This is a genomic window from Paracoccus sp. M683, from assembly GCF_007096355.1.
Classification (GTDB): domain Bacteria; phylum Pseudomonadota; class Alphaproteobacteria; order Rhodobacterales; family Rhodobacteraceae; genus Paracoccus.
Genome location: NZ_VKDF01000003.1, coordinates 306,136 through 328,413, shown reverse-complemented (window position 1 = coordinate 328,413; position 22,278 = coordinate 306,136). Strand labels below are relative to the sequence as shown.

Annotated in this window: 27 protein-coding genes and 1 pseudogene; 11 read left to right on the top strand and 17 right to left on the bottom strand. The window is 64.4% G+C overall.

Annotated elements, in window-relative coordinates; translation table 11 throughout:
- Positions 1-23: 23 nt before the first annotated feature.
- Genes FNJ84_RS06500 through FNJ84_RS06480 form a run of 5 tightly spaced genes read right to left on the bottom strand, consistent with a single transcriptional unit; the run spans position 24 to position 5,049 of the window.
- Entirely contained in the window at positions 24-1,541 is a 1,518-nt protein-coding gene (locus tag FNJ84_RS06500) for an adenylate/guanylate cyclase domain-containing protein (RefSeq protein WP_143792193.1), read from the bottom strand.
- Positions 1,542-1,565: 24 nt separating this feature from the next.
- The gene (locus tag FNJ84_RS06495) at positions 1,566-2,861 is read right to left on the bottom strand and encodes a hypothetical protein (RefSeq protein WP_143792192.1); all 1,296 of its coding nucleotides are present in this window, start codon (positions 2,859-2,861) and stop codon (positions 1,566-1,568) included.
- Between the two features lie 14 nt (positions 2,862-2,875).
- Entirely contained in the window at positions 2,876-3,262 is a 387-nt protein-coding gene (locus tag FNJ84_RS06490) for a hypothetical protein (RefSeq protein WP_143792191.1), read from the bottom strand.
- The gene (locus FNJ84_RS06485) at positions 3,259-3,849 is read right to left on the bottom strand and encodes a hypothetical protein (protein WP_143792190.1); all 591 of its coding nucleotides are present in this window, start codon (positions 3,847-3,849) and stop codon (positions 3,259-3,261) included. Before FNJ84_RS06485 ends, FNJ84_RS06490 begins: the two co-directional genes overlap by 4 nt.
- 12 nt (positions 3,850-3,861) lie before the next feature.
- Entirely contained in the window at positions 3,862-5,049 is a 1,188-nt protein-coding gene (locus FNJ84_RS06480; protein ID WP_143792189.1) for an AAA family ATPase, read from the bottom strand.
- Here FNJ84_RS06480 and FNJ84_RS06475 point away from each other — a divergent pair.
- Entirely contained in the window at positions 5,032-5,340 is a 309-nt protein-coding gene (locus FNJ84_RS06475; RefSeq protein ID WP_143792188.1) for a hypothetical protein, read from the top strand. The genes FNJ84_RS06480 and FNJ84_RS06475 overlap by 18 nt on opposite strands.
- Here FNJ84_RS06475 and FNJ84_RS06470 read toward each other — a convergent pair.
- The 4 genes and pseudogenes from FNJ84_RS06470 to FNJ84_RS06455 all read right to left on the bottom strand — a co-directional run bounded on the left by FNJ84_RS06470 (position 5,337) and on the right by FNJ84_RS06455 (position 7,605).
- Positions 5,337-5,900, bottom strand: a complete 564-nt coding sequence (locus FNJ84_RS06470; protein WP_143792187.1) for a hypothetical protein — start codon at positions 5,898-5,900, stop codon at positions 5,337-5,339. The two genes, FNJ84_RS06475 and FNJ84_RS06470, sit on opposite strands and share 4 nt — an antisense overlap.
- A gap of 57 nt (positions 5,901-5,957) precedes the next feature.
- A pseudogene (locus FNJ84_RS06465) lies at positions 5,958-6,869 on the bottom strand (IS5 family transposase).
- Positions 6,870-6,944: 75 nt separating this feature from the next.
- A complete protein-coding gene (locus FNJ84_RS06460) occupies positions 6,945-7,229 on the bottom strand; it encodes a succinate dehydrogenase assembly factor 2 (protein ID WP_143792186.1) in 285 nt (94 codons plus the stop codon).
- Between the two features lies 1 nt (position 7,230).
- Complete coding sequence (locus FNJ84_RS06455) at positions 7,231-7,605, bottom strand: helix-turn-helix transcriptional regulator (protein ID WP_255471070.1); 375 nt, start codon at positions 7,603-7,605, stop codon at positions 7,231-7,233.
- A gap of 89 nt (positions 7,606-7,694) precedes the next feature.
- On the opposite strand from FNJ84_RS06455, the gene FNJ84_RS06450 reads away from it, so the two are divergent.
- Positions 7,695-8,897, top strand: coding sequence for a pyridoxal phosphate-dependent aminotransferase (locus tag FNJ84_RS06450; RefSeq protein WP_143792185.1), 1,203 nt, complete (start codon positions 7,695-7,697; stop codon positions 8,895-8,897).
- Here FNJ84_RS06450 and FNJ84_RS06445 read toward each other — a convergent pair.
- Entirely contained in the window at positions 8,894-9,109 is a 216-nt protein-coding gene (locus FNJ84_RS06445) for a hypothetical protein (RefSeq protein WP_143792184.1), read from the bottom strand. The two genes, FNJ84_RS06450 and FNJ84_RS06445, sit on opposite strands and share 4 nt — an antisense overlap.
- Before the next feature lie 115 nt (positions 9,110-9,224).
- Here FNJ84_RS06445 and FNJ84_RS06440 point away from each other — a divergent pair, with 115 nt between their 5' ends.
- On the top strand, positions 9,225-10,100 hold the full coding sequence (locus tag FNJ84_RS06440; protein ID WP_143792183.1) for a LysR substrate-binding domain-containing protein: 876 nt from the start codon (positions 9,225-9,227) through the stop codon (positions 10,098-10,100).
- A 100-nt stretch (positions 10,101-10,200) separates the two neighbouring features.
- Here FNJ84_RS06440 and FNJ84_RS06435 read toward each other — a convergent pair whose 3' ends face one another.
- Positions 10,201-10,983, bottom strand: coding sequence for a 3-hydroxybutyrate dehydrogenase (locus FNJ84_RS06435; protein WP_143792182.1), 783 nt, complete (start codon positions 10,981-10,983; stop codon positions 10,201-10,203).
- A 327-nt stretch (positions 10,984-11,310) separates the two neighbouring features.
- On the opposite strand from FNJ84_RS06435, the gene FNJ84_RS06430 reads away from it, so the two are divergent.
- Genes FNJ84_RS06430 through FNJ84_RS06425 form a run of 3 tightly spaced genes read left to right on the top strand, consistent with a single transcriptional unit; the run spans position 11,311 to position 13,630 of the window.
- A complete protein-coding gene (locus tag FNJ84_RS06430; RefSeq protein WP_143792181.1) occupies positions 11,311-13,170 on the top strand; it encodes an extracellular solute-binding protein in 1,860 nt (619 codons plus the stop codon).
- Positions 13,170-13,298 (top strand): hypothetical protein, encoded by a 129-nt coding sequence (locus FNJ84_RS22335; protein ID WP_363323845.1) that lies wholly within the window; start codon positions 13,170-13,172, stop codon positions 13,296-13,298. The genes FNJ84_RS06430 and FNJ84_RS22335 overlap by 1 nt, the downstream gene beginning before the upstream one ends.
- Positions 13,298-13,630, top strand: coding sequence for a hypothetical protein (locus tag FNJ84_RS06425; RefSeq protein ID WP_143792180.1), 333 nt, complete (start codon positions 13,298-13,300; stop codon positions 13,628-13,630). Before FNJ84_RS22335 ends, FNJ84_RS06425 begins: the two co-directional genes overlap by 1 nt.
- Before the next feature lie 93 nt (positions 13,631-13,723).
- Here FNJ84_RS06425 and FNJ84_RS06420 read toward each other — a convergent pair whose 3' ends face one another.
- From FNJ84_RS06420 to xth, 3 genes are all read right to left on the bottom strand, one after another.
- Complete coding sequence (locus FNJ84_RS06420; protein ID WP_143792179.1) at positions 13,724-14,446, bottom strand: L,D-transpeptidase; 723 nt, start codon at positions 14,444-14,446, stop codon at positions 13,724-13,726.
- 74 nt (positions 14,447-14,520) lie between these two features.
- Positions 14,521-14,889: a hypothetical protein gene (locus tag FNJ84_RS06415; RefSeq protein WP_143792178.1), complete on the bottom strand. Its 369-nt coding sequence runs from the start codon at positions 14,887-14,889 to the stop codon at positions 14,521-14,523.
- A gap of 94 nt (positions 14,890-14,983) precedes the next feature.
- On the bottom strand, positions 14,984-15,769 hold the full coding sequence (xth, locus tag FNJ84_RS06410; RefSeq protein ID WP_143792177.1) for an exodeoxyribonuclease III: 786 nt from the start codon (positions 15,767-15,769) through the stop codon (positions 14,984-14,986).
- 94 nt (positions 15,770-15,863) lie between these two features.
- On the opposite strand from xth, the gene FNJ84_RS06405 reads away from it, so the two are divergent.
- On the top strand, positions 15,864-16,484 hold the full coding sequence (locus tag FNJ84_RS06405; RefSeq protein WP_143792176.1) for a hypothetical protein: 621 nt from the start codon (positions 15,864-15,866) through the stop codon (positions 16,482-16,484).
- A 12-nt stretch (positions 16,485-16,496) separates the two neighbouring features.
- Here the strand turns inward: FNJ84_RS06405 and FNJ84_RS06400 are convergent, their stop codons facing one another.
- Complete coding sequence (locus tag FNJ84_RS06400; protein ID WP_143792175.1) at positions 16,497-16,820, bottom strand: iron-sulfur cluster assembly accessory protein; 324 nt, start codon at positions 16,818-16,820, stop codon at positions 16,497-16,499.
- A 69-nt stretch (positions 16,821-16,889) separates the two neighbouring features.
- Here FNJ84_RS06400 and FNJ84_RS06395 point away from each other — a divergent pair, with 69 nt between their 5' ends.
- Positions 16,890-18,041, top strand: coding sequence for a deoxyguanosinetriphosphate triphosphohydrolase (locus FNJ84_RS06395; RefSeq protein ID WP_143792174.1), 1,152 nt, complete (start codon positions 16,890-16,892; stop codon positions 18,039-18,041).
- 7 nt (positions 18,042-18,048) lie between these two features.
- Here FNJ84_RS06395 and FNJ84_RS06390 read toward each other — a convergent pair whose 3' ends face one another.
- Positions 18,049-18,870, bottom strand: a complete 822-nt coding sequence (locus tag FNJ84_RS06390) for a zf-HC2 domain-containing protein (protein ID WP_143792173.1) — start codon at positions 18,868-18,870, stop codon at positions 18,049-18,051.
- A 50-nt stretch (positions 18,871-18,920) separates the two neighbouring features.
- Entirely contained in the window at positions 18,921-19,421 is a 501-nt protein-coding gene (locus FNJ84_RS06385) for an RNA polymerase sigma factor (protein WP_143792172.1), read from the bottom strand.
- A gap of 104 nt (positions 19,422-19,525) precedes the next feature.
- Between FNJ84_RS06385 and FNJ84_RS06380 the strand changes: the two genes are divergently transcribed.
- The 3 genes from FNJ84_RS06380 to FNJ84_RS06370 all read left to right on the top strand — a co-directional run bounded on the left by FNJ84_RS06380 (position 19,526) and on the right by FNJ84_RS06370 (position 22,244).
- Entirely contained in the window at positions 19,526-20,857 is a 1,332-nt protein-coding gene (locus FNJ84_RS06380) for a S8 family serine peptidase (RefSeq protein WP_143792171.1), read from the top strand.
- Between the two features lie 122 nt (positions 20,858-20,979).
- Positions 20,980-21,402, top strand: coding sequence for an OsmC family protein (locus FNJ84_RS06375; protein WP_185968443.1), 423 nt, complete (start codon positions 20,980-20,982; stop codon positions 21,400-21,402).
- Positions 21,402-22,244: a transglutaminase family protein gene (locus FNJ84_RS06370; protein WP_143792170.1), complete on the top strand. Its 843-nt coding sequence runs from the start codon at positions 21,402-21,404 to the stop codon at positions 22,242-22,244. Before FNJ84_RS06375 ends, FNJ84_RS06370 begins: the two co-directional genes overlap by 1 nt.
- Positions 22,245-22,278: the final 34 nt, after the last annotated feature.

The window sequence follows — 22,278 nt, the reverse complement described above, 5'->3', positions numbered from 1 at the left end:
CGAACGACCGCTTGCAGCAGGCGTCAAGACCGAACGCGCGCCGCGCCCAGACAGCGCTGTGCCATTCGCGCCGCCACCGGGTCGTGACCGGCGGCAGCCTCGGTGCGGGCAAACAGCTGCGCGGCCTGCCGTTGCTGCCCGGCCTGCATCGCCACAACCGCGCGCTCAACGACCTCGCGCCCGGCGATCAGCGCCAGGCGTTGCGGTTCCTCGTGGATGTCCAGCAGTTCGAACACACCCAACGGCGCCTGCAACCCGCGCAGATGCATCCGACCGAACGACCGCAATGCGTGGCGCTGCGGATCGTCCAGACGCGCCACGCAGGCATCCGAGACCAGAACCCGGCTGCCAAATTCCTTGTTCAGGTCGTCCAGACGGGCGGCCACATTCACCGGGGTTCCCAGAACGCCGACCTGAACATGGTCCTGTTCGCCGATCATCCCCAATGTCAGCTGACCGATATGCAGACCGGCCCCAAAGGACAGATGCGGCAGATCACCGCGATTGGCGTTATATCCTGACAACCCCCGCGCCATCGCCGCAATTCCGAACAGCGCGAAATCCGGCCCGTAGGGGAACAGGGCCAGCAAGCCATCACCCATGTAGTTGCCGACAAAGCCGCCATGCGCCGCGATCGCAGGCTGCACATGTTCAAGATAGCGGTTGATCATCTCGATCGTGCGCCCCGGCCCGATATCCTGCGCTATGGCTGTCGAGCCGCGAATGTCAACGAAAACCGCCGTCATCTCGGTCTGGGCATGTTGGTTCAGTTTTACGTCGGTGATGTCCCCCTGCCCCAGTGCCTGCATCAGGTGATCGGGCACGAACCGCCGGTTGGCGCTGGTCTGACGCATCTGCGATTCCAGCGCATGCTGAACATGCGCCAGAAGCCGGGCATTGTGCAGCCCGACCGCCGCCTGATTGGCCAGGGCCTGGACCAGACCCTGTCGCGATGGCGCAAAGGCATGGCGGCTGACCCGGCTGTGCAGATAGAGCGCACCCAGAAGCCTGTCGCCCTGCACCAGTGGAACGCAAAGCAAGGCGCGCGGCATGTCCTGACGCTGCCCTGTCGCATAGGGCTCGGCGCCCGGATCGTCGGAATGAACCATCGACCGCGTCCGCAGACACAGCTCGATGACGCCCCTGGGAAAAGGTGGCGCCGAGGCCAGCGGTCCGATGTCCTGTGACGGGCACCCCGCGTCACCCGGATGACAGGAAATGCGGGTGTCACCCTTCCCGTCAGTCACCGCCAGCACAGAGAAATCGGCATTGCCGACCCGCATCGCAAGCGCGGCAACCCGCGCGAAACGCTGCTCGGGCGGGGTGTCGTCGCCGGAAAGGGTTCCGACAAGGTCGATGAACGCTTGCAGATCGGTCGCAGCCAGCGTGGCGTCGCCAGCACTGCGCAGAGGCGCGTCGGCAATCCCGGCTTCCGCGCTGATGGCGTCGGCAAGGCAGGGTGCCCCCCAGACGCGCGCCACCCTGCTGGCCTGACGTGCGGCGTCGCGGGCCTCGGTCGCATGTCCGGCATCGCGCAGCACCCGATACCGGCGACGATGCGCCAGTTAGGCATAAAGCGGCGCCTGTGGTCCCGCCAGGGCGCAGCATTCATGCAAGTCCATCACCGCACGGCCATGTCGCCCCTTCGCGGCAAGGCGTCCGCCCTTCAACAGCGCAAGGCGGTGGGCAAGATTGGCGGGCCCGCTGCGTTTCCAGAATTTCAGCCGCAAGGTCTGGCGCAGGGCGATCCGCCGCATCCGCGCCGCTTGGGCGGGGTCCTGTTCGGCCAGCCAATAGGCATTCAACGCCTGAAAAAATGCCAGCCCCGGCACCAGCACCAGCACCAGCACCTGCGCGATGATGTGGATCTCGTTTTCGGCAGCCAGGGCGAACCGATCCTCGGCGCGCTGATAGCGGCCAGCCAGATGGTCCAGCACCCCCGCCGCGATCGAGCTGATGGCGATCTGCACGCAATTTTCGATCTGCCTGAACGCGGCGATCTTCGAGGGATAGTCGAAGTCATCGCCGCTCAGCTCGGGCGGAAGTTCGGGCTTTCCCATCAGGTGCAGCATCTGGCCCCAGGCCAGAAAGCAATCCTTCACATGCGGCATTTCCGTGCGGCGCAGATAGTCGATCAATTCCGGGTGACGCCCGGTGGTGTCGACATGCCGGCCCGACAGAAAGTCGGCATAAAGCACCACCCCGGCACAATAGGTCGCATCCTCTTGATCACCGGCCTCGCGGTTGCGCAGCCAGCTGTCCAGCAGGTGATCGATGACCTGATCCAGCGGCTCTTTCCAGTGCCGGACAAAGGTGTCGACGGCGAATTTGGCCTTGGATTGATGGGTGCCGCCATAGCGTTCGGCCGTGGTGATCGCCAGTTCGCCAAATCTGTAGCCCTGTTCGATCAGCCGAAGACCACCGCACAGGGCCAGCGCCAGCGTGGCGAAGGAATAGGGCGGATAGGGATTCAGCCCGTGTTTCAACGAAAGCCGCGTGGCCGAGGCGGCCAGCACCGGAAACAGGTTAGGTTCGGCGAAATAGGCGGCAGGCGCAGATTGCGCCATCAGCTGCACGGCGACATGAATGCGGGGATCGATGGCTGCGGGCAGGTCGGCATAGCGACCAAGATCCAGCCGGGCCTGGGGCATCACGGCGCGGGCTACCTCGGTCAGAACGCGCATCTTGCCAGGATGGCGGGGCAGGCGCACGCCCAGCTCAGCCGCCACGTCGATGCAAAGATCGGCGGCCTGCCGGCCCTGATTTCCGCTCGACAGGTTGCGGATGCGCATGCCCTGTATATCCGCGACGTCATAAGGGTCCGAGGCATGGGCCAGAACCATCAGCGCACTGGCCTGCATCTCGTCGCGATCGTTCAGGGCAAAGGCACATCTTGCCTTGGCCTTGCAAAGCGGCAGGCAGATGGTCGGATGGCGTCGTTCCAGCCGCCGCCCATCATGTCCTGAACCGTGCCCAGATATTGCCGCGCCGTGGCGAAGGCCAGGCCAAGCTGCGCCTGTTCGGCCGCGACAAGCCCCAGATGGGCAAGGCGGACAACCTCGGCCTGGGCGATGCGTGCGCTGCCTGCGATGACCACATGGCCAAAGATCTCGACCGCGCGGCCAGGCAGTTCCTCTTCGCCGACCCGATCAAGCATCAGCCGGGCGATCTGAAGATGTCGCAACGCCTGCTCTTCATCCGTCAGCCGATCACGAACGGCCTGACGGATCTGGTCATGGCGAAAGCTGTAGCGCGCATTCACCCGAACTGTCTGGTCATCCTCGTCCTGCGGCAGGGCGGCAATGACCGCATGCTCCTTGTCAGCGCGCGGATCACCGTGGCGTCGATGGCGGGCGACAGCATGGCCGCTGCCATCGGCCGCGACAGGTTGCTGACCCAGGCCAGCGTTTGCAGATCGAAGCTGCTGCCAATGCAGGATGCGCTTTCCAGCAGATCCAGCGTTCCGGGCGGCCATCCCCGCAACCTCTCGGTCAGCAGACCGGCGACCGAGCCGGGCACCTCGGTTCCCGCCAGGGCGGCCAGATCGAACTGCCAGCCAAGCGCATGGGGGTCATAGGCCAGCACACGATCCCCGGTCAGCGATGTCAGATATTCCCGCATGAAGAAGGCATTGCCCCGCGACACGTCATGCACATGCCGGGCCAGGTGGCGCAGCCCGGCCCTGTCACGTCCAAGGCTGGCTTCCAGCAGCTGTTCGACATGATCCCGGCCCAAAGGCCCAAGGCTGATGGTTTCGGACAGATCCGTCGCGCCATGACATTCTGCAATCACGCGCCGGGCGGGATGCGCGGGGCCGACCTCATCGGCGCGATACCACAGTATCAGCATGAAATGGGCCAGTTACGGCATCTGCGAAATGGCCTGCAACAGATGCAGCGACGCATGATCGGCCCATTGCACGTCGTAGAAAAACAGGATCATCGGCGTTTGCCGCCGGGAAAAAAGGCCGATAAAGCGGCCAACCATACCGATGAAACGGCGATTGACCTCGGCCGGGGGGATCTTCTCGGGCGTGGGCTGCGGCCCGATCAGAATGGCCAGTTCCGGGATCAGTTCGGTCAGCAGACCGGCGAACCGGCCCAGACCGTTCTGAAGATCGGCGCGCCAGGCGGCCAGAACCGGCTCGTCCGCGCTGAGGATCGGCCGCAGCAGTTCGCGGGCCGCCTGCATGAAGGCCAGATAGGGCCGATCCTTCTTGAAACGGTCGAACTTTCCGGTCAGCAGCCGCATCCCCTCGCAGATCGGCTGCCAGCGGATGTCGGTGACAAAGGCGGTCTTGCCGATGCCACTGGGACCGGACACCGAGACCACGGTTCGCTTGCCCTGCAACAGCCCCCCGTCAACCGCAGCCAGCAAGCGCGCTTTCTCGGGCTCGCGACCGTAAAGCCTGTCGCCTAGCCGGAACCGGGTCGTCCCCCCCTTGGTTGACAGATCGAAGTCGCGGATCACACGTGCGCGGTCGAAACTGGCCGCGCAGCTTTCCAGATCCCGGACCAGTCCGAAGGCGCTGGCATAGCGGTCATCGGGATCCTTGCTCAGCATTCGGCGCGTTATCCGCGTCAGCATGGCGGGCAGATCATCACGCGCGCCGCAGAAATCCGGGATCTCGCGGGCAACATGGGCATAGCTGAGATCATGGTCATCCGTGTCGGCAAACAGCACATGGCCGCTGATCATCTGCGCAAAGGTGACGCCCAGGGCATAAAGATCGGCCGGGTCGTCGATGGGCACATCCAGCCGGCCCGACAGCTCGGGCGCGGCGTGATGCGGCGAGGCGCCGATGTCACCGGCCGCAAGCCCGGATTGCCCCCGATGGGTCGCGGCGCATTCCAGGCCAAGACATTGCGCACCCTGTTCGCCCACCCCGACCAACAGCCGGTCAGGGCGAAGATCGCGGTGCAGGATCCCCGCCGCATGCAGGCGCAAGGTCAGGCGCGCCAGAGCCAGCATGGTGTCGATCAAGGCCACCAGCCGCATGCCCTGCGGCGGGATCATCTCGCTCAGCGGCGCGTGGCCGTCATCGGCCATGACCAGGGTGCCGCCGGTCAGGGCGACCCGCTATGCCAGAACAGGCGCGCACAGCCCTTCGCCAGCCCGCCGGGAAAGATCGCTGGCCATGCGCAACCTCGCGCAGGCGATGTGTTCACCGCCGGGCGGCCGGTGATCCAGTTGCAGAAACCAGGCAGCCCGGCCGTCAGCCATCCGGCCGCGCCACAACGCGGTCAGCTGATCGCGGCAGATCACTCGGCCCAGGTCATCCTCGCACCCTCGGGCAGGCAATCGGATATCCATTACCCTGCCCTCGCCTTGCCGATCTAGTACTGGATGCTTTGCGGGATGGTCCGCACATAGGGAATGGCACTGCCGACCGGTATGCCGACCGGCTCAAGCGGCTGGCAGTCTGTCACCGCGGTTGGATCAATCGGGCTGCCGCTGCATGGGAGGAATTTCAGCAACTCGTCATTGATCTTCTTCAGCGCGTCGCTGAACGCAGCCGCCGCCTGAAGCAGGCCCGGAATCGGCAGCGCATATTTCGTATCTGCCAGGTTCGGCTCGATCGCCCATGCCTGAAAGAACATATATTGGCACAGCGCCGCGCGTTGCATGTCATTGGGGCTGAAGATCGGGTCCGTCCCGTTATCCACCGGCCGGCCGTCGCGGGTGACGGGCGGCTTGCGCCGGATCCGCAGGCATTTCTCGACCGCCGTGATCTGGTTCGAGAAGCTCCAGTGATCGCCGCCATGCGAGACCGATCCGTTCCACATGTAGATCGCCATGACGCGGGCCAGCGTATCGCCCTGGGCGATCTGTTCTGCGCCTGGAAATCCGCGAACATGGGTGTTCAGATAGCGCGCCCACAGTTTCGTATAGGCAAGCATATCGGCGCTGTTGCAGAAGTCAGCGCCAAGACGTGATGCCCCTTTCCCCAACCAAGATCAGGCCACGCGTTCGATCTCGGCGGTGCCGAGGGCGTTGAAGCGGTTCATCAGGGCAACTCGGATGTGGATCTCGGCGGTCTGGCGATCGGGATCCCTTGACGCGATCCGTTCGCCGAAGGACCCCAGGTTTCTCATCCGAGCTTCGATCTTGCTACGGACATGAGAGCCGGACCACCGCTTCCAGATCGTCCGGCCGAGGCGCCGGGTCGCCCGCAGGATGTCGTTCCTGGCGAGCGCAGCCGGGCAGTCCTCCTTCCAGAGGCGGCCGTTCTTGCGGATGGGAATGGCTCCCGCGCCGTCGCGCGCCAGGATCGCCGAATGGCATCTCCGGGTGTCAAAGGCGCCATCGCCCGTTACGGTGCCAATTTCCTCGCCATCCGGTATCTGGTCGAGGAGTTCGGGCAGGACAGGGCTGTCGCCCTCTCGGCTGGAGGTGAACTCTACCGCCCGGATGTCGCCTGTCGCGGCATCCATGGCCAAATGGACNTGGGTGCCGTGCTTCCTGGCCAGCCACTCGCCGTCGCCGAGAAACGTGATCCCGGTGCTATCCACCAACAGCTTCAGGGGGCCCTGGGTCCGGCGGAACGAGAGCTGGACGGTGATCGTCTTCTGGCGCCGGCTGCGCGTGGAAAAGTCGGGTACCGTCCAATCCAGCCCTGCCATCTTGAGGATGCTGGCAACCATGCCCGTCGTTTACCGGAGCGGCAGGCCGAAGAGCACCTTCACCATCAGGCTAAACTGGATGGCCGCGTCGGAGAACACGGGCGGACGCCCCGGCTTGCCGCATTTCGGAGCGAGCCAGGCCATGTCCCGGTCCAGCCAGACGAGCAGCGACCCGCGCCGCTTCAGCGCGTCGTTACAGGATTTCCAGTTCGTCGTACGATAGCGGGCAGGTTCGGGCTTCGTCATGGCAGGCGCTTAACCCACCGGATTCACGCTGTGAATCCCGGAAGTCGATGAGTTCTGCAACAACGCCGCGCAGCCCTAGCCGCGCAGCCGCCCCTGTGCATGTTCGGCGATCACATCCAGTAACGGCGCCAGCGCCGCCGGCCCGTCGGCCCGCCCCGACAGCCGGCCACTGATCCAGCGATACAGATCCTGATCGTTCTCGGCCATCAAAGCCTCATAGCTGTCCAGCATCGCAGCGGACAGGCCCGACAAGGGGCCATCCGCGAAAGGACCAAGGATCAGGTCCATTTCCTTCATCCCCCGCCGCCAGCTGCGCATCCGCAGGCGCCGCAGCCGCTGGCCGTCATCGTTATCCGTCATGCTAGCCTTCCGTCAGCAACTGTTCCAGCCGGGCCAGCCGGCGCGACGCATCACGCATCGACTGCTGAAGCCCACGCAACTCGGTCATCGCGGCGGCGCGATCCGCCTTGCCGCGATCACCGGGCGTATCATCGGCTGATGGTCCCGCGCCCTGCCCGCTGAGCAGCCAGATCAGCGACACCCCCAACAGCCCAGCAATCATCCGCAGATGATTGGCCCGAGGCTCGCGCTGGTCATCCTCCCACCCCGCAAGGGTGGTGGTGCGCACCCCCAGCTTGCGGGCCAATATCTCGGGCGCCAGCCCTGCTGCCTCTCGGGCGACGGCAATCCGGTCACCCATGGTCGCCTTGTCCTCGCTGTACCAGTCCTTGCCCAAAACCTGCCCTTCCCGGATAACGCCGCTTGTGTCGATTGAACGCCAAGCCTAAGACAACCACGCCGCTTTTTCAAACCCCGGAGCCAAAGATGGCCTTTCTGTCCGATACGCTGGCACGCGTCCAACCCTCACCGACCATCGCCATGACCGGCCGCGCGGCCGAGTTGCGCGCCGTCGGCAAGGACATCATCAGCCTCTCGGCCGGCGAGCCGGATTTCGACACGCCCCAACATATCCGCGAAGCCGCCAAGGCGGCCATCGACGCGGGCCACACCCGCTATACGGCCGTCGACGGCATCCCCGAGCTGAAAAAGGCCATCTGCGCCAAGTTCGCGCAGGAAAACGGCCTGGACTATAAGCCGGCGCAGATCAGCGTCGGCACTGGCGGCAAGCAGATTCTGTATAACGCGCTGATGGCCACGCTGAATCCGGGGGACGAGGTGATCATTCCGGCCCCGTATTGGGTCAGCTATCCCGATATGGTGCGGCTGGCCGGCGGCGAGCCGGTGATCGTGCCGGCCACTGCCCAACAGGGTTTCCGCATCTCGCCCGAGGCGCTGGAGGCCGCGATCACGCCGCGCACGAAATGGCTGATCCTGAACTCGCCCTCGAACCCCTCGGGCGCATGTTATGACCGCGCCGCGATGCAGGCTCTGACGGACGTGCTGGTCAAGCATCCCCATGTCTGGGTGCTGGCAGATGACATCTATGAACATCTGGTCTTTGACGGGTTCGAATTCGTCACCCCGGCACAGGTCGAGCCGCGCTTGCGCGACCGCACGCTGACCATGAACGGCGTCAGCAAGGCCTATGCCATGACCGGCTGGCGCATCGGCTATGGCGCCGGGCCTGAACCGCTGATCAAGGCCATGGCCAAGCTGCAATCGCAATCGACCTCGAACCCGGTCTCGATCAGCCAATATGCCGCGCTGGCGGCGCTGACCGGGCCGCAGGACTATATCGCGGAAAGCCGCGACGTGTTCCAGCGCCGTCGCGATCTGGTGGTGGCAGGGCTGAACACCTGCCCCGGCATCACCTGCCCCACGCCGCAGGGGGCCTTCTACGTCTATCCCTCGATCGAGGGGCTGATCGGCAAGACCTCGGCTGGCGGCACGGCGATCACGAATGACGAGGCCTTCGCCAATGCCCTGCTGGAGGAAACCGGCGTTGCGGTGGTCTTTGGCGCGGCCTTCGGCCTGTCACCACATTTCCGCATCTCCTATGCCACCAGCGATGCGGAACTGACCGAGGCCATCGCCCGCATCAAGCGCTTCTGCGAGGGCTGCCGCTAGATACGCATCGGCCATTGGGTGTCGCGCTCGGGTTTCAACCGGGCGCCGCCATCCAGCCCGATATCGGAGCGCAGGTATTCCGGCATGTCCTCAAGGGCACGGGCCAGATCACGGTCGATCAGACGATTGCACGGGTGACGCGGGGTGGCCCAATGCGCCAAAAACGACGCCAGGCGCGACAGGCTGGCGGCGGGTCGAACAATTGCTGACATGATATCCTCCATCGAAAAGCCTGACTGATACAGGTGGTTGATCCGTATTTCAGTGGTGCTATATTTCGCGGCTAATGACCAACAAAGCTCACGCACCCATCCATAAGCCAAACTTATGAATATCCCCCCGCTCGCCGCCATCCGAGCCTTTGAATCCGCCGCCCGCCACCTGTCCTTCACACGTGCGGCGGATGAATTGGGCATGACCCAGGCCGGGGTCAGCTATCAGATCAAGTTGCTGGAAGAACGCCTTGGCGCCGCGCTGTTTCTGCGCAAACCCCGCGCGCTGGAACTGACGGCGCTTGGCGCAAGGCTGGCCGGCCCAACCAGCCAGGCCTTTGATCTGCTGCGCGCGGCCTATGCCGACCCACTTGGCCGCGCCACCACGCTGTCGGTCACAACGCCGGTGACGCTGTCGGGGAACTGGCTGGCGGAACGGATGGGCCGGTTTCAGATGGAACACCCGGACCTGACCCTGCGGCTGGATGCCAGCGACCGGCTGATCGACTTCAACCGCGAGGATTTCGACATCGCCATCCGCCATGGCGACGGAAACTGGCCAGGCCTGGCCACGCATCGGCTGTTCGATTACGAGGTGACACCGATGCTGTCACCCACATTGCTGCCAGACGGGCCATTGACCCGCCCCGAACAGCTGCACGACCTGCCCTGGATCGACACCCAGGATCCAAATTGGGCGCTGTGGATGCAACAGGCGGGTGTCGCTGGCTGCATCTGCCATGAACGCCACACCCCCGATCTGGGCACCCAGATCCACGAGGCCCGCGCCGCCATTGCCGGCCAGGGCGTCGCCATGCTGACGCCGCGCTTCTTTCGCTATGAACTGGCCACGGGCAGCCTGGTCCAGCCATTCCCGCTGACGGCAACCAACGGCCTGGCCTATTGGCTGGCCTATCCCGAATCCCGCCGCAGCCGCCCGGCGATCCGCGCCTTCCGGCAGTTCATCCTGGCCGAGGCCGAAAAATCCTGAAACAGCAAAGGGCGCGGCCCATACGCCACGCCCCCATCAGCCGTGCCCAAATATCCCCGCCGGAGGCACCCTCGCCCCCGGCAAGCAGGAACATTGGCCGTTACAGCGCTGTCCAGCCGCCATCGACGGAAATCGTCGTCCCGGTGATCTGCGCGGCCGCATTGCTGCACAGGAACACCGTAGTGCCGCCGATTTCCTCGACCGTGGCGAATTGCTTTGACGGCTGGCGCGTCAGCAGCACGTTGCGCACCACCTCTTCGCGGGTCATCTTGTATTCCTTCATCGTGTCGGGGATCTGCGCCTCGACCAGCGGCGTCAGCACATAGCCCGGACAGATGGCGTTGCAGGTGATCGGCTCTTCCGCGGTTTCCAGCGCCGTCACCTTGGTCAGCCCGACCACGCCATGCTTGGCCGCGACATAGGCCGATTTGAACGGGCTGGCCGTCAGACCATGGGCCGAGGCGATATTCACCACCCGCCCCCAGCCCGCCTTGCGCATCACCGGCAGCGCAGCGGCGGTGGTGTGGAAAGCCGATGTCAGGTTGATGGCGATGATCGCATCCCATTTATCGACCGGGAAATCCGGGATCGGCGCGACATGCTGGATGCCCGCGTTGTTCACCAGAATGTCGCAGGCACCCGCCTGCTCGATCAGCGCCCGGCAGTCCTCGCCCTTGGACATGTCGGCACGGATATAGCGTGCGCTCACGCCATGTTCCTTGCCCAATGCTGCGGCCAGCGCGTGATCTTCGTCCCGATCGGTAAAGCTGTTCAGCACGACATTGCAGCCAGCCCGCGCCAGTTCGGTGGCAACCCCCAGCCCGATGCCGGAATTAGAGCCGGTGACAACGGCCGTCTTGCCCTTGAGGAAAGTGTCAAACATGGGATTCTCCAGATCGTCGCGTTTGCGGGTGCAGCATAGTCAAGCCAGCCGGCCGGCGCAGCATGAAACTTGGGATGCCCGCGCCCCCGGGCCCGGCATCCGCAATCCCCGGCTTCAATGTGGAAACGCTCAACAAAAAAAGCGCCCGCACAAGGCGGGCGCAAGTCATGAGGCAGGTTTCATACAGGCAAGAAACCTATCGAGCAGTAAGTCATTTATACGCGATTGCCTGCCGGAGTCCAAGGTAGAAGTTTCCAGCTTGGTTGACGCTGCCCCGCTCTGACGATTGAAATCAAAGGCAAAGCAAAAACGAGCAGGCGACGACCCATGCGATTCTTCAAAATCCCTAACGATTCCGCGATCAAATCGGCTTTTTTCGTGAGTTTAGCCCTTGGCGGGACTGTTGCAGCAATGCCTCTGGCAAGCCTTGCCGAACCCAGCCATGGCATTGCAATGTATGGAAAACCTGCGCTTTCCGAAGGCTTTACATCACTGCCTTATGCCAGGGCAGACGCGCCCAAGGGCGGTGCGATTCGCTTTGCCGAACCGGGGGGATTCGATTCGCTGAAACCCTGGGTGATGAAGGGTAATCCGGTCTTTTACGGCACCATGGGCCTGGTGACCGAGTCACTGATGTATCGCAGTATAGACGAGCCGTTCACCCTTTATGGCCTGCTGGCGGAATCCGTCGAAACCGATGAAAGCCGCGCCTGGATCGAATTCACCCTGCGCCCCGAGGCCAAATTTTCCGATGGCAGCCCGGTCACCGTCGAGGATGTGATCTGGTCCTATGAAACGCTCGGCACCCAGGGGCATCCGCGTTATCTGGGGGCCTGGGGAAAGGTCGAGGGCATCGAACAGACCGGCGAACGCTCGGTTCGGATCAGTTTCAACACCCAGGACCGCGAGTTGCCGCTGCTGATGGGCATGCGCCCGATCCTGAAAAAGGCGCAATGGGAAGGCAAGGATTTCACCGAATCCGGGCTGGAGGTTCCCATCGGTTCCGGCCCCTATGTCGTCGACAAGGTCGATGCCGGCCGCCAGATCACCTTTCGCCGCAATCCCGACTACTGGGGCAACGACCTGCCGGTGAATGCAGGGCGCAACAATTTCGACACGATCCGCTTTGACTATTTCGGCGACGCCAATGCCATGTTCGAGGCTTTCCGCGCCGGCGAGGTCGATGTCTGGCGCGAACTCTCGCCGGTGAAATGGGCGACCGAATACAATTTTCCCCGCGTCCAGTCGGGTGAGATCAAGAAATCCGAGATCGGCAACAGCCGCCCCTCGGGGATCATGGGGTTGGTGATGAACACCCGCAACCCGATCTTCGCCGATTGGCGTGTGCGGCAGGCCCTGATCGAGGCGTTCAACTTTCAGTTCATCAACAACACCCTGAACGGCGGGACCGAGCCGCGCATCACCTCGTATTTCTCGAACTCGGATCTGGCCATGCGGCCCGGTCCCGCCGAAGGCCGGGTCAAGGAATTGCTGACCCCTTTCGCCGCCGATCTGCCACCCGGCGCGATCGAGGGCTATACGCTGCCAGAGGGGTCCGAAAAGGCGTTTGACCGGCGCGGCCTGCGCGTTGCGCTGAAGCTGCTGGAAGAGGCCGGCTGGACAGTGCAGGACGGCGCGCTGAAGAATGCGCAAGGCCGGCCGTTCCGGTTCGAGGTGCTGCTGAACCAGTCGGGCAGCGCCATGCGGCCGGCATCCGAGATGCAGCAGATGGTCGACATCTATATCGAGGCGCTGCGCAATCTGGGGATCATGCCACAGGTTACGCTGCTGGATTCGGCGCAATATATCGACCGGACCAACCGCTATGATTTCGACATGACCTGGTATGAACGCGCGCTTTCGCTGTCGCCGGGCAACGAACTGATGCTGTATTGGGGATCGGCCGGCGTGACGGAACCTGGCAGCCGCAACCTGATGGGCATGAACAGCGCCGCGGCCGAAGCTATGATCGCCGAAATGCTGAACGCGGCCACCCCCGAGGATTTCAACGCCGCCGTTCAGGCGCTGGACCGGGTGCTGACCGCCGGGCGCTATGTCATCCCGGTCAGCTATTCGCCGATTTCACGGCTGGCGCATGACGCCAGCCTGCATTATCCTGAAATCACGCCGGTTTACGGCGACTGGCCGGGTTTCCTTCCTGAAGTCTGGTGGAAGGAGATGGAATGATGAGACAGGTTATATTCGCTGTTCTGGCCGGCTTTGCGCTGGCAGGCTGCAACACGATCGCGGGCGTGGGCGAGGACATCACCGGCGCCGCCCGTTCGGTCCAAGGGGGAACGTCTGGGGGTTACTGATGAAATGGCATCATGTCGCTGATAACTGGCCGGCCTTCTACGAGGCGATCCAGGACAAATGGCCCGAGGCCGATGAAGCCGAGCTTGACGAGATCGACGGCGACCAGCGGGCCTTTATCACCTATATCGCCCAAATCACCGAGCAGGACCCGCGCGAGGCGCTGGAAGAAATCCGGGACTGGCTGACCGGCGAAATCCCGTCAGACGTGGTCATGGACCCGATCCACGACAATCACTCGATCGCGCTCAGTTCGAAATACGTGTCCGATGGCGAGGATGAATATGACGATGACGCCCGCTTTGGCGATGACGGCGACGAGGATGACGGCTAGGCCCGGCCCTTTTTGACCGGGCAGGACAGACAGGACGGGCAGGTGCGACATCGCGCCTGCCCGTTTCGATTTGGCCTGTTGGCTCAGCCGGTGCTAGTAGATGAAGGTCCGATTGCCATTGTCGAAGGATGGCAGCACCAGGACCCGCGCGTGATGGCGCACACGCTGTTCCAGGTCGATGGCGTCCTGATCCAGCATGCGGATACAGCCTGACGACACGGCCTTGCCCAGATATTCAGGCTCGCTGCCGCCATGAATGCGATACAGCGTATCCACCCCGTCCTGGAACAGATACAGCGCCCGCGCGCCAAGCGGGTTGCCCGGCCCACCGGCCATGCCGCCATTGTTCACCGAATAGGGCGCCAGCTCGGGCTGCCGGGCGATCATCGTGTCGGGCACTTTCCAGCGCGGCCAGCTGCGGGTGAACTGCACCACCGACTCGCCCGCCCAGGCAAAGCCCGCCCGCCCGACGCTGACGCCATAGCGCAGCGCCCGGCCCTCGGGCAGGATCAGGAACAGAAAAGCCGCATCCGGATCAACGACGATGTCGGTCGGATTGCGGTCGGGATAGGGATTGGCGATCTCTTGCCGCCACAGCTCGGGGGGCACCACGCCCTCGGGCACGGCAGGGACGGGATGCGGCTCGCCTGAAATGGCGCCATAGCGGGCGGGCATCGGCGGGATCGGCACCGCCGGCGCAGTGATCGCATCGGCGGGCGCTGCGGGCGTGGACATGGTGTCAGGGCTCATGGGGCGCGAACAGGCGGCAAGGGCGGCTGCCGGTGCAGCGGCCACGAAAAGGCGTCGGGTCAGCATGGGTCATCCTCTGGGGTGATGGGCTGCGCGCCGCACCCGCTTTCGTCAGGGCGCGGCGGCGGGCATTCCTATGATCAGCCCCGTATCGGAGGATCCAGCATGGCTGACACGGATACTTCTCGCCCTTGCCAATCCGCACCCGGCCGAAAGGGCGCGGCCGTGACATGCCGCGCAGTGACCACCGCCCCACCCAGCACAAGCCCGTCGCCGAGGCAGATAAAGCCGGGTATGGCCGGTCCGTGGCAACGCCGAGGCGGCGCGACAAATACGGGCCTGGGCTTTGCCGGCGCGGGCTGGACATAGGTGACGGCCTGCCCGGCACCCCGCATCGCGACCGAGGCGCCGACAGCTGCCGCCATACCGCTGGCCCGCGCATAAGCGCCCCAAGGCAGAACGGCCAGAATCAGCAGCAAGGACAGGATGATATGACGAATATCTCTCACTCTGCCCTTCTGGACGAGCGATCCGGCAAATGCCAGCACCAGGGTGGTCATCGCGAATCACATTCCGATCAGTGGGGCCGATCAGCGGGGCCAATCAGGCTGCCAGCCGCACCCAGACCGGCACATGATCGCTTGGCTTGTCGCCCGCCCGCGCCTGACGGTCGATGCCGGTTTCCTCGACCAGATCGCTGGCTTCTGGGCTTAGCAGAAGGTGGTCGATGCGAATGCCATTGTCCTTCTGCCAGGCACCGGCCTGATAGTCCCAGAAGGTGAAAGGCCCGCGCGTGCCGAAGGGATCGGCCAGCCGCAGCGCATCGGACCAACCCTGATGCGCGATCCGGCGCAGCGCCGCCCGGCTTTCGGGCCGAAACAGTGCATCATCGACCCACAATTCGGGCCGCGCCGCATCGCGCGCCTCGGGGATGACGTTATAGTCGCCCAGCATCACCACCGGGATCTCGGCCGCCAGCAATTCGGCTGCCCGTGCTCGCAGCCGCGCCATCCAGGCCAGCTTGTAATCGTATTTCGGCCCCGGCGCAGGGTTGCCATTGGGCAGATAAAGCCCCGCGATGCGCACCGCGCGCGCGCCAATCACCGTCGCCTCGATATAGCGGGCCTGTTCGTCGCCGTCGTCGCCCGGCAGCCCGCGCGTGACATCCTCCAACGGCAGTTTCGACAGGATCGCGACGCCGTTGAAGCCCTTTTGCCCATGGGTTTCGACGGTCCATCCCAGATCCTCGAAATGGCTGCGCGGAAATCCTTCGTCGACGGATTTTATTTCCTGCAACACGACCAGATCGGCATCCGATTCCGACAGCCATGCGGTCAGGGCCTCGATCCGTGCCTTGACCCCGTTGATGTTGAAGCTTGCGATTTTCATGCCCGCAGTTTTAGCAAGGTCGCGCCAATTGGCAACAGCGGCTGACGCTTTGCGCGAATGCGGCTAGACTGGGCAGGAAAGGGAACGAAACCGGATGCGCCTGATCCTCGCCCTGGTCCTGCTGCTGACCACGATGCTGGTGCCGGTTGCGGCTCGGGCACAGGACCGCCCGCCGGCCGGGCTGATGTGGAACCGCAGCGGCCTGCCCGCCACCCTGCCCTTGCAGATCCGCAGCCCGCCCGGCCGCGATCTGGTGGTTTTCCTGACCCGGCCGGGCAGTGCGGACCCGCTGGTCGCGGGCTTTGTCCGGGGGGGCGATTTCTTCCGGTTGCTGGTGCCTCCGGGCGAGTGGCAGATCGACCTGGCGACCGGCGAAACATGGCAGGACGAAAGCGCCCTGTTCGGCCCAGACACGAACGTCAATCGGCTAAGCCAGCCGCTGATCTTTTCGATCACCGGCGGGAACAGGCGCAACGGCCATGTGATCACGCTGATCGAGGATGCCGGCAAGACCGCCATTTCCGGCCTTGCCCCGCAGGTCATCTGCCAGATTGCCGACTGGAATGGCGAAAACCGTGAATACCGGCCCGCCGGAGACACCGCCGACATCCAGGCGCCCCCGCTTGCAGCCGTGCCCGCGACGCCCGAAGTGCCGCGCCGCGCATGGCGCTATCTGCACCGGACCCTGAAAACCCGATCCATATTCTGCGACTGAGAACCCGGCCGATCAGACCGAGAAGGACGTTCCGCAGCCGCAGCTGGAGGTCGCGTTGGGGTTCTCGATCACAAAGCGCGCGCCGATCAACTCGTCGGCAAAGTCGATCACCGCGCCGGCCAGAAATGGCAACGAGACCGGATCGACGACGACCTGCTGGCCCCCGCCTTCCAGCACCAGGTCATCCGCCTCGGCATCGTCCAGCCGGATGTCATACTGGAACCCCGAACAGCCGCCACCCGACACCGCGACACGCAGCGGCCGCGCCGCCGCACCATCGTTGATCTCGGCCAGCCGGGCAAAGGCGCGGTCCGTCACTTTCGGAGGCAGGTTCATGAGCTGTTCCCGTTTTCGTCCTTACCGACCGAATATAGGGTTCCGCCGAACGCCCCGCAAGGAAGCACGATGACCGCCCCTTATGCCTGCCAGCCGGATGACAGCCGCGGCCGCCTGTGGACCGAACGCATGTCGACCTTTCGCAGCCCCTGGCAGCGTGATCGAGACCGCATCATCCATTCCAGCGCCTTCCGGCGGCTGAAACACAAGACCCAGGTTTTCGTCGAGCAGGACGGCGACGATTACCGCGGCGATTACTTCCGCACCCGCCTGACCCACACCATCGAGGTGGCCCAGGTCGCCCGCACCATCGCCGGCGCGCTGGATCTGAACACCGATCTGGCCGAGGCGGTGGCCCTGGCCCATGATCTTGGCCACCCGCCTTTCGGCCATACCGGCGAAGACGCGCTGGCCGCCCTGATGGCGCCCTATGGCGGGTTCGATCACAATGCCCAGGCCCTGCGGATCGTCACTCGCCTTGAACGCCATTATGCCGATTTCGACGGGCTGAACCTGACCTGGGAAACGCTGGAAGGCATCGCCAAGCATAACGGCCCGGTGGCCGCGCCCCTGCCCTATGCCCTGGCCGAGGTCAACGCCCAGTGGGATCTGGAACTGCACACCAATGCCAGCGCCGAAGCGCAGGTCGCCGCCGTGGCCGATGACGTGGCCTATAACCATCACGATCTGCATGACGGGCTGCGCGCCGACCTGTTCACCGAGGATGAGCTGCGCGAATTGCCGGTGATCGGCCCGGCCTTTGACGAGGTCGACCAGCTGCATCCAGGCCTGCCCCCGATGCGCCGCCGGCACGAGGCCCTGCGCCGGGTCTTTGGCGTCATGGTCGAGGATGTAATCGCCGTCGCCCAGAACCGGCTGACGGGATTGCAGCCGCGTTCAGCGCAGGAGATCCGCGACATGGATGGGCCGATCATCCGCTTTTCCAAGCCGCTTTATCAGAACATCAAGGCGATCAAGTCGTTTCTGTTCACCCGCATGTATCGCGCGCCGGCCGTGGTCGAGGAACGCGCGCAGGTGACCTCTATCCTGAACGACCTGTTCCCGCTGTTTCTGAACGACCCCGCCCAGATGCCGGAAAGCTGGGGCGAGGCTGCCCGCACGGTTACCGACGAAACCGAGCGCGCGCGGCTGGTGCTGGACTATGTCGCCGGCATGACCGATCGCTTTGCCATTGCCGAATGGCGCAGGCTGTGCTGCTAGGGGCGCATCAGTGCAGCGCCGCAAGCGCGGCGGCCTCATCCTCGTCCGACAGCGGGGCGCCCGCGCCGACCGCATTCAGATAGGCGTCCAGCGTGTCCAGTGACGAGGCCGGGGCATAGCCGGTATCGCTGCCGGGTGCGGCAAGGATCGCCAGTTGCGTCGACCATGCCGGGGTTTCGCCCCCGGCCTGATAGCAGGTGACCGAAACAATGGTTTGCCGGTCGGGGTGATTCAGTTCAAATTCACGGCACAGCCGCCCGTCCTGATCGGTAAAGCTGGCGATGGCCGCCAGCTCGCCTCCGCCTGCCATCGCCTGACGCTCGCCCGATGGCAGGTCTTGCAGCGCCTGATCCAATTCAGCACTATCTAGAACCGCCAGTTGCGACGCGCCCGGTCCCTCGACGGCCTGTTGCGGGCCAAAGCTGACCCCGGCCCACAGACCAAGCGCCAGAAAGATGCTGGCCGCCAGCGGCAATTGCCAGATCGGCACCCGCCGCGCCGCCGCAGGCCCGGCGTCATCCCGAGACAAGCGATCCTGCGCCTGCCTGTGCGCGGCAAGGTCGATGATGGGTGCGGCCTCGGCCGGCGCGGCATCGCCCGCCTGCGCCGCCAGTTCGCGCACCCGCGCGATCAATGTATCGGGCACGCTGTCATCCTGAGCCTGCGCCAGCGCCTTCAGGCGGCGGCCGGTTTCGCGAAACGCCTCGACCCGCCGCAGCAGATCGGGATCGCGGGCCAGCGCGGCCTCGACCCTTGCGGCCTCGGCAGGGTCAAGCATGCCATCGGCATAGGCCATCAGGATTTCGTCGCTTGGCGGGCTGTCGGTCATTTGCAGTCAGTTCCTTGTTCCGGCGCTGCGACAACGCATGACGGGGCACCTTATTCCCAGCCATCCAGATTCAGATCAGCCGCCAGCGCCTTTCTGGCGCGTGCCAGTCGACTCATGACGGTGCCGATCGGTATCTCAAGAATATCGGCGGCTTCCTGATAGGTCACCTCTTGCATGCAGACCAGGATAAGCACATCGCGCTGATCACCGCTCAGCCGGTCAATGGCCTGCCGCGTCTGATCCAGCATCAACCGCCCCTCGACCACGCGCGGCCCGTCATCGCCGGCAAGGGCGGGGGCATCATCTATCGGCAGCTGCGTGCCCCGCGTCTTGTCGCGCCGGGTCATGTCGATCCAGGCATTGCGCAGGATCCGCAGCAACCAGGCCTGCATTTTGGTCGCCGGATCGAAACTGTCGCGGTTGCGAAAGGCGCGCTCGACCGTGGTTTGCACCAGATCATCGGCCAGATCGGGCCGGCGGCACAGCGACATCGCATAGCGTTTGAGGTTCGGCAGAAAGTCGATCAGGTCGTCGCTGAACGTGTCGCTCATTGGTGTCAGGCCGCATCATGCTGTAAAATGGCGGAATAATACTCGCGCCGCATCGTTGACTGGGTGGCGCACACAGGTGATGCGCGACGGATGGGTATAGTAAGATGCTGAAAAGACTTTGCAAGTTATGGTTGATTCTGGGCTTGCTGATCGGCGGGCTGACGCCATTGACCGATGGCGGCAACGGATTGCTGATCACCGCTGCGCTGGCCGATGATGACGACGACGATGACGACGACGATGATGATGACGACGATGACCGCCCCGTGCTTCGTCGCGCGCCGGTCCGTCAGGCACCCCGCGTCCGCCGCACCCCGCGCCCCAATCGCGCGCCTGACGAGATCGTTGCCCCGCGGCTGGAGGATGACGACTACCAGTCATTGCTATCGCAGGGCTATACGCTGATCGAGGAATACCAACGTCCCGATGACAGCACCGCGCGTCGGCTGCGCATTCCGCGCGACACCACCTTGCAGGCAGCGCGCGAGGCCGTGCGCGCCCTGTCCACCGGGCAGCAGGCCGATTTCAACCATTATTACCGCAGTGAACAGGCCGGCACCATCATCGAGGCCGCCGCCCCGATCCACCCTGCCTGCACGGGCGATCATTGCGCCCAGCAGCAACTGATCGGCTGGCCCCAAGATCCGCAACGTGCGATGGCCTGCCTTGGCGATGTCACCATCGGGGTGATCGACACCGGGCTGAACGAAGCGCATGAAACCTTTGAGGCCGCGCGGCTGGATGTGATCCGCCTCGCCCCCGAGGCGCTGCCGCCCTCGAAGGCGATCCATGGCACGGCGGTCACGGCGCTTCTGGTCGGCGATCCGGCCAGCCGCTCGCCCGGACTGGTGCCAGGGGCACGGGTGATTGCCGTCGATGCCTTTTACCGCGCCGGCACGGACGAACGTGCGGATGTGTTCACCCTGATCAAGGGACTGACGCAACTGGGCGAACGCGGGGCCGACATCATCAATCTCAGCCTGGCCGGGCCACAGAACAGCGCGCTGAAAGAGGTGATCGACCAGTTGACGGCCCAGCAGAACGTCATTGTCGTCGCCGCTGTCGGCAATGCCGGATCCAAGGCGCGGCCGATGTTTCCGGCCGCCTATGGCTCGGTCATCGCGGTGACGGCGGTGGACAGTGATCTGAACGTCTATCGCCGCGCCGTCACCGGCCGGCATGTCGATCTGGCAGCACCCGGCGTCAATGTCTGGACCGCCGCCTCGATCAGCGGCATCCGGCCCAAGACCGGCACCTCATTCGCGGTGCCCTTCGTGACCGCCACCATCGCCATGCTGCGGGGACAGCAGCCCGATCTGACCACCGAAGGGGCACTGCGGATTCTGTCACGAGACGCACGCGATCTGGGGGCACCCGGCCGCGACCCGGTTTTCGGCAACGGGCTGATCTCGGCATCCGCGGTCTGCCCCGGTTAAGGCAGGGCGGGCCAATCCTGCCGCCCGGCGGGGCAGTTTCCTGAAAATGCTGTCTCTGCGGGCTGAAACCATAGGCGCTGCGCCGCGTTGATCATGCACAACTCATCCGAAGGAGGACAGCAATGATCACCAAAAGCGGCTCGGCCAAATGGGACGGCAATCTGAAACAGGGCAAGGGCCTGGTGTCGACGCAGTCAGGCGTGCTGAAGGATCAGCCCTATGGCTTCAACACCCGGTTCGAGGGTGGCGCCGGAACCAATCCCGAGGAACTGGTCGGCGCGGCCCACGCCGCCTGTTTTTCGATGGCGCTGTCAGCCATGCTTGAGAAGGCGGGCATCACCAATACATCGGTGCAGACCACATCTGAAATCACGCTGGACCGCGAGGGCGACGGCTTCAAGGTCAGCAAGGCGCATCTGACCACGCAGATTTCAGGCGATGGCGATCGCGATCAGATGCTGGCGCTGGCCTCGGAGGCGGAAAAGGGTTGCCCGATTTCCAAGCTGATGAACGCCGAGATCACGCTGGACGCGACGGTGGTGTGATGCTGATCCGCGTCGGCCATCAGATCACCATCGAGGCCGCGCGGGACACGCCCCTGATCTGCCTTGTCGCGCCCCATGTGTCGCGGCAGGGCGATTTCACCGGGCCCGAACTGGTCGAGACCGATCCGCAGGTGCCCATCCACAGCTATTTCGACCTTTACGGCAATATCTGCCGCCGGCTGATCGCGCCGGCAGGTCGCTTTACCCTGCGCGGCGACGTGATCCTGCGCGACAGCGGACAGAAGGACGAGGTTGCCGAGGATGCGGCGGAATGGCCGGTCGAGGCCCTGCCCGATGATGTGCTGACATTTCTGCGCGGCTCGCGCTATGTCGAGACCGACCTGATCAGCCAGGAGGCCTGGGATCTGTTCGGCGCGGTTCCCTCTGGCTGGGGTCGGGTGCAGCATATCGTGGACTATGCCCATGCCCGGCTGACCTTTGATTATCAGCAGGCCTGCGCCACCCGCACCGCGACCGAGGCCAATGTCGAACGTGTCGGCGTCTGCCGCGATTTCGCCCATCTGGCGCTGGCCTTCCTGCGCGCGCTGAACATCCCCGCCCGCTACGTCAATGGCTATCTGGGCGATATCGGCGTGCCCGATCCGGGTCATCCGATGGATTTCTCGGCCTGGATCGAGGTGTTTCTGGGCGGCAAATGGTATACGTTCGACCCCCGCAACAATGCGCCCCGCATCGGCCGGGTGGTGGTGGCGCGTGGCCTTGACGCAACCGATGTGCCGCTGATCAACAGCTTTGGCCAGCACCGGCTGCAAGAATTCCTGGTCTGGTGCGACGCCGTGGACGAGGCCGGGAACAAGATCGACGGGATGGCTTTTGCCTGAACAGCTGATCAGGCCTGGCCGCTGACGGAAGGAT

What these genes read in the sequence shown, in the direction of transcription:
- xth (WP_143792177.1), bottom strand. Translation starts at nt 15,769, where the DNA reads ATGAAAATCGCAAGCTTCAACATCAACGGGGTCAAGGCACGGATCGAG.
- FNJ84_RS22335 (WP_363323845.1), top strand. Translation starts at nt 13,170, where the DNA reads ATGAGACAGGTTATATTCGCTGTTCTGGCCGGCTTTGCGCTGGCAGGC.
- FNJ84_RS06485 (WP_143792190.1), bottom strand. Translation starts at nt 3,849, where the DNA reads ATGCTGATACTGTGGTATCGCGCCGATGAGGTCGGCCCCGCGCATCCC.
- FNJ84_RS06495 (WP_143792192.1), bottom strand. Translation starts at nt 2,861, where the DNA reads ATGCAGGCCAGTGCGCTGATGGTTCTGGCCCATGCCTCGGACCCTTAT.
- FNJ84_RS06480 (WP_143792189.1), bottom strand. Translation starts at nt 5,049, where the DNA reads ATGGCCGATGACGGCCACGCGCCGCTGAGCGAGATGATCCCGCCGCAG.
- FNJ84_RS06430 (WP_143792181.1), top strand. Translation starts at nt 11,311, where the DNA reads ATGCGATTCTTCAAAATCCCTAACGATTCCGCGATCAAATCGGCTTTT.
- FNJ84_RS06380 (WP_143792171.1), top strand. Translation starts at nt 19,526, where the DNA reads ATGCTGAAAAGACTTTGCAAGTTATGGTTGATTCTGGGCTTGCTGATC.
- FNJ84_RS06460 (WP_143792186.1), bottom strand. Translation starts at nt 7,229, where the DNA reads ATGACGGATAACGATGACGGCCAGCGGCTGCGGCGCCTGCGGATGCGC.
- FNJ84_RS06470 (WP_143792187.1), bottom strand. Translation starts at nt 5,900, where the DNA reads ATGCTTGCCTATACGAAACTGTGGGCGCGCTATCTGAACACCCATGTT.
- FNJ84_RS06450 (WP_143792185.1), top strand. Translation starts at nt 7,695, where the DNA reads ATGGCCTTTCTGTCCGATACGCTGGCACGCGTCCAACCCTCACCGACC.
- FNJ84_RS06445 (WP_143792184.1), bottom strand. Translation starts at nt 9,109, where the DNA reads ATGTCAGCAATTGTTCGACCCGCCGCCAGCCTGTCGCGCCTGGCGTCG.
- FNJ84_RS06370 (WP_143792170.1), top strand. Translation starts at nt 21,402, where the DNA reads ATGCTGATCCGCGTCGGCCATCAGATCACCATCGAGGCCGCGCGGGAC.
- FNJ84_RS06425 (WP_143792180.1), top strand. Translation starts at nt 13,298, where the DNA reads ATGAAATGGCATCATGTCGCTGATAACTGGCCGGCCTTCTACGAGGCG.
- FNJ84_RS06390 (WP_143792173.1), bottom strand. Translation starts at nt 18,870, where the DNA reads ATGACCGACAGCCCGCCAAGCGACGAAATCCTGATGGCCTATGCCGAT.
- FNJ84_RS06375 (WP_185968443.1), top strand. Translation starts at nt 20,980, where the DNA reads ATGATCACCAAAAGCGGCTCGGCCAAATGGGACGGCAATCTGAAACAG.
- FNJ84_RS06395 (WP_143792174.1), top strand. Translation starts at nt 16,890, where the DNA reads ATGACCGCCCCTTATGCCTGCCAGCCGGATGACAGCCGCGGCCGCCTG.
- FNJ84_RS06435 (WP_143792182.1), bottom strand. Translation starts at nt 10,983, where the DNA reads ATGTTTGACACTTTCCTCAAGGGCAAGACGGCCGTTGTCACCGGCTCT.
- FNJ84_RS06385 (WP_143792172.1), bottom strand. Translation starts at nt 19,421, where the DNA reads ATGAGCGACACGTTCAGCGACGACCTGATCGACTTTCTGCCGAACCTC.
- FNJ84_RS06420 (WP_143792179.1), bottom strand. Translation starts at nt 14,446, where the DNA reads ATGCTGACCCGACGCCTTTTCGTGGCCGCTGCACCGGCAGCCGCCCTT.
- FNJ84_RS06440 (WP_143792183.1), top strand. Translation starts at nt 9,225, where the DNA reads ATGAATATCCCCCCGCTCGCCGCCATCCGAGCCTTTGAATCCGCCGCC.
- FNJ84_RS06400 (WP_143792175.1), bottom strand. Translation starts at nt 16,820, where the DNA reads ATGAACCTGCCTCCGAAAGTGACGGACCGCGCCTTTGCCCGGCTGGCC.
- FNJ84_RS06405 (WP_143792176.1), top strand. Translation starts at nt 15,864, where the DNA reads ATGCGCCTGATCCTCGCCCTGGTCCTGCTGCTGACCACGATGCTGGTG.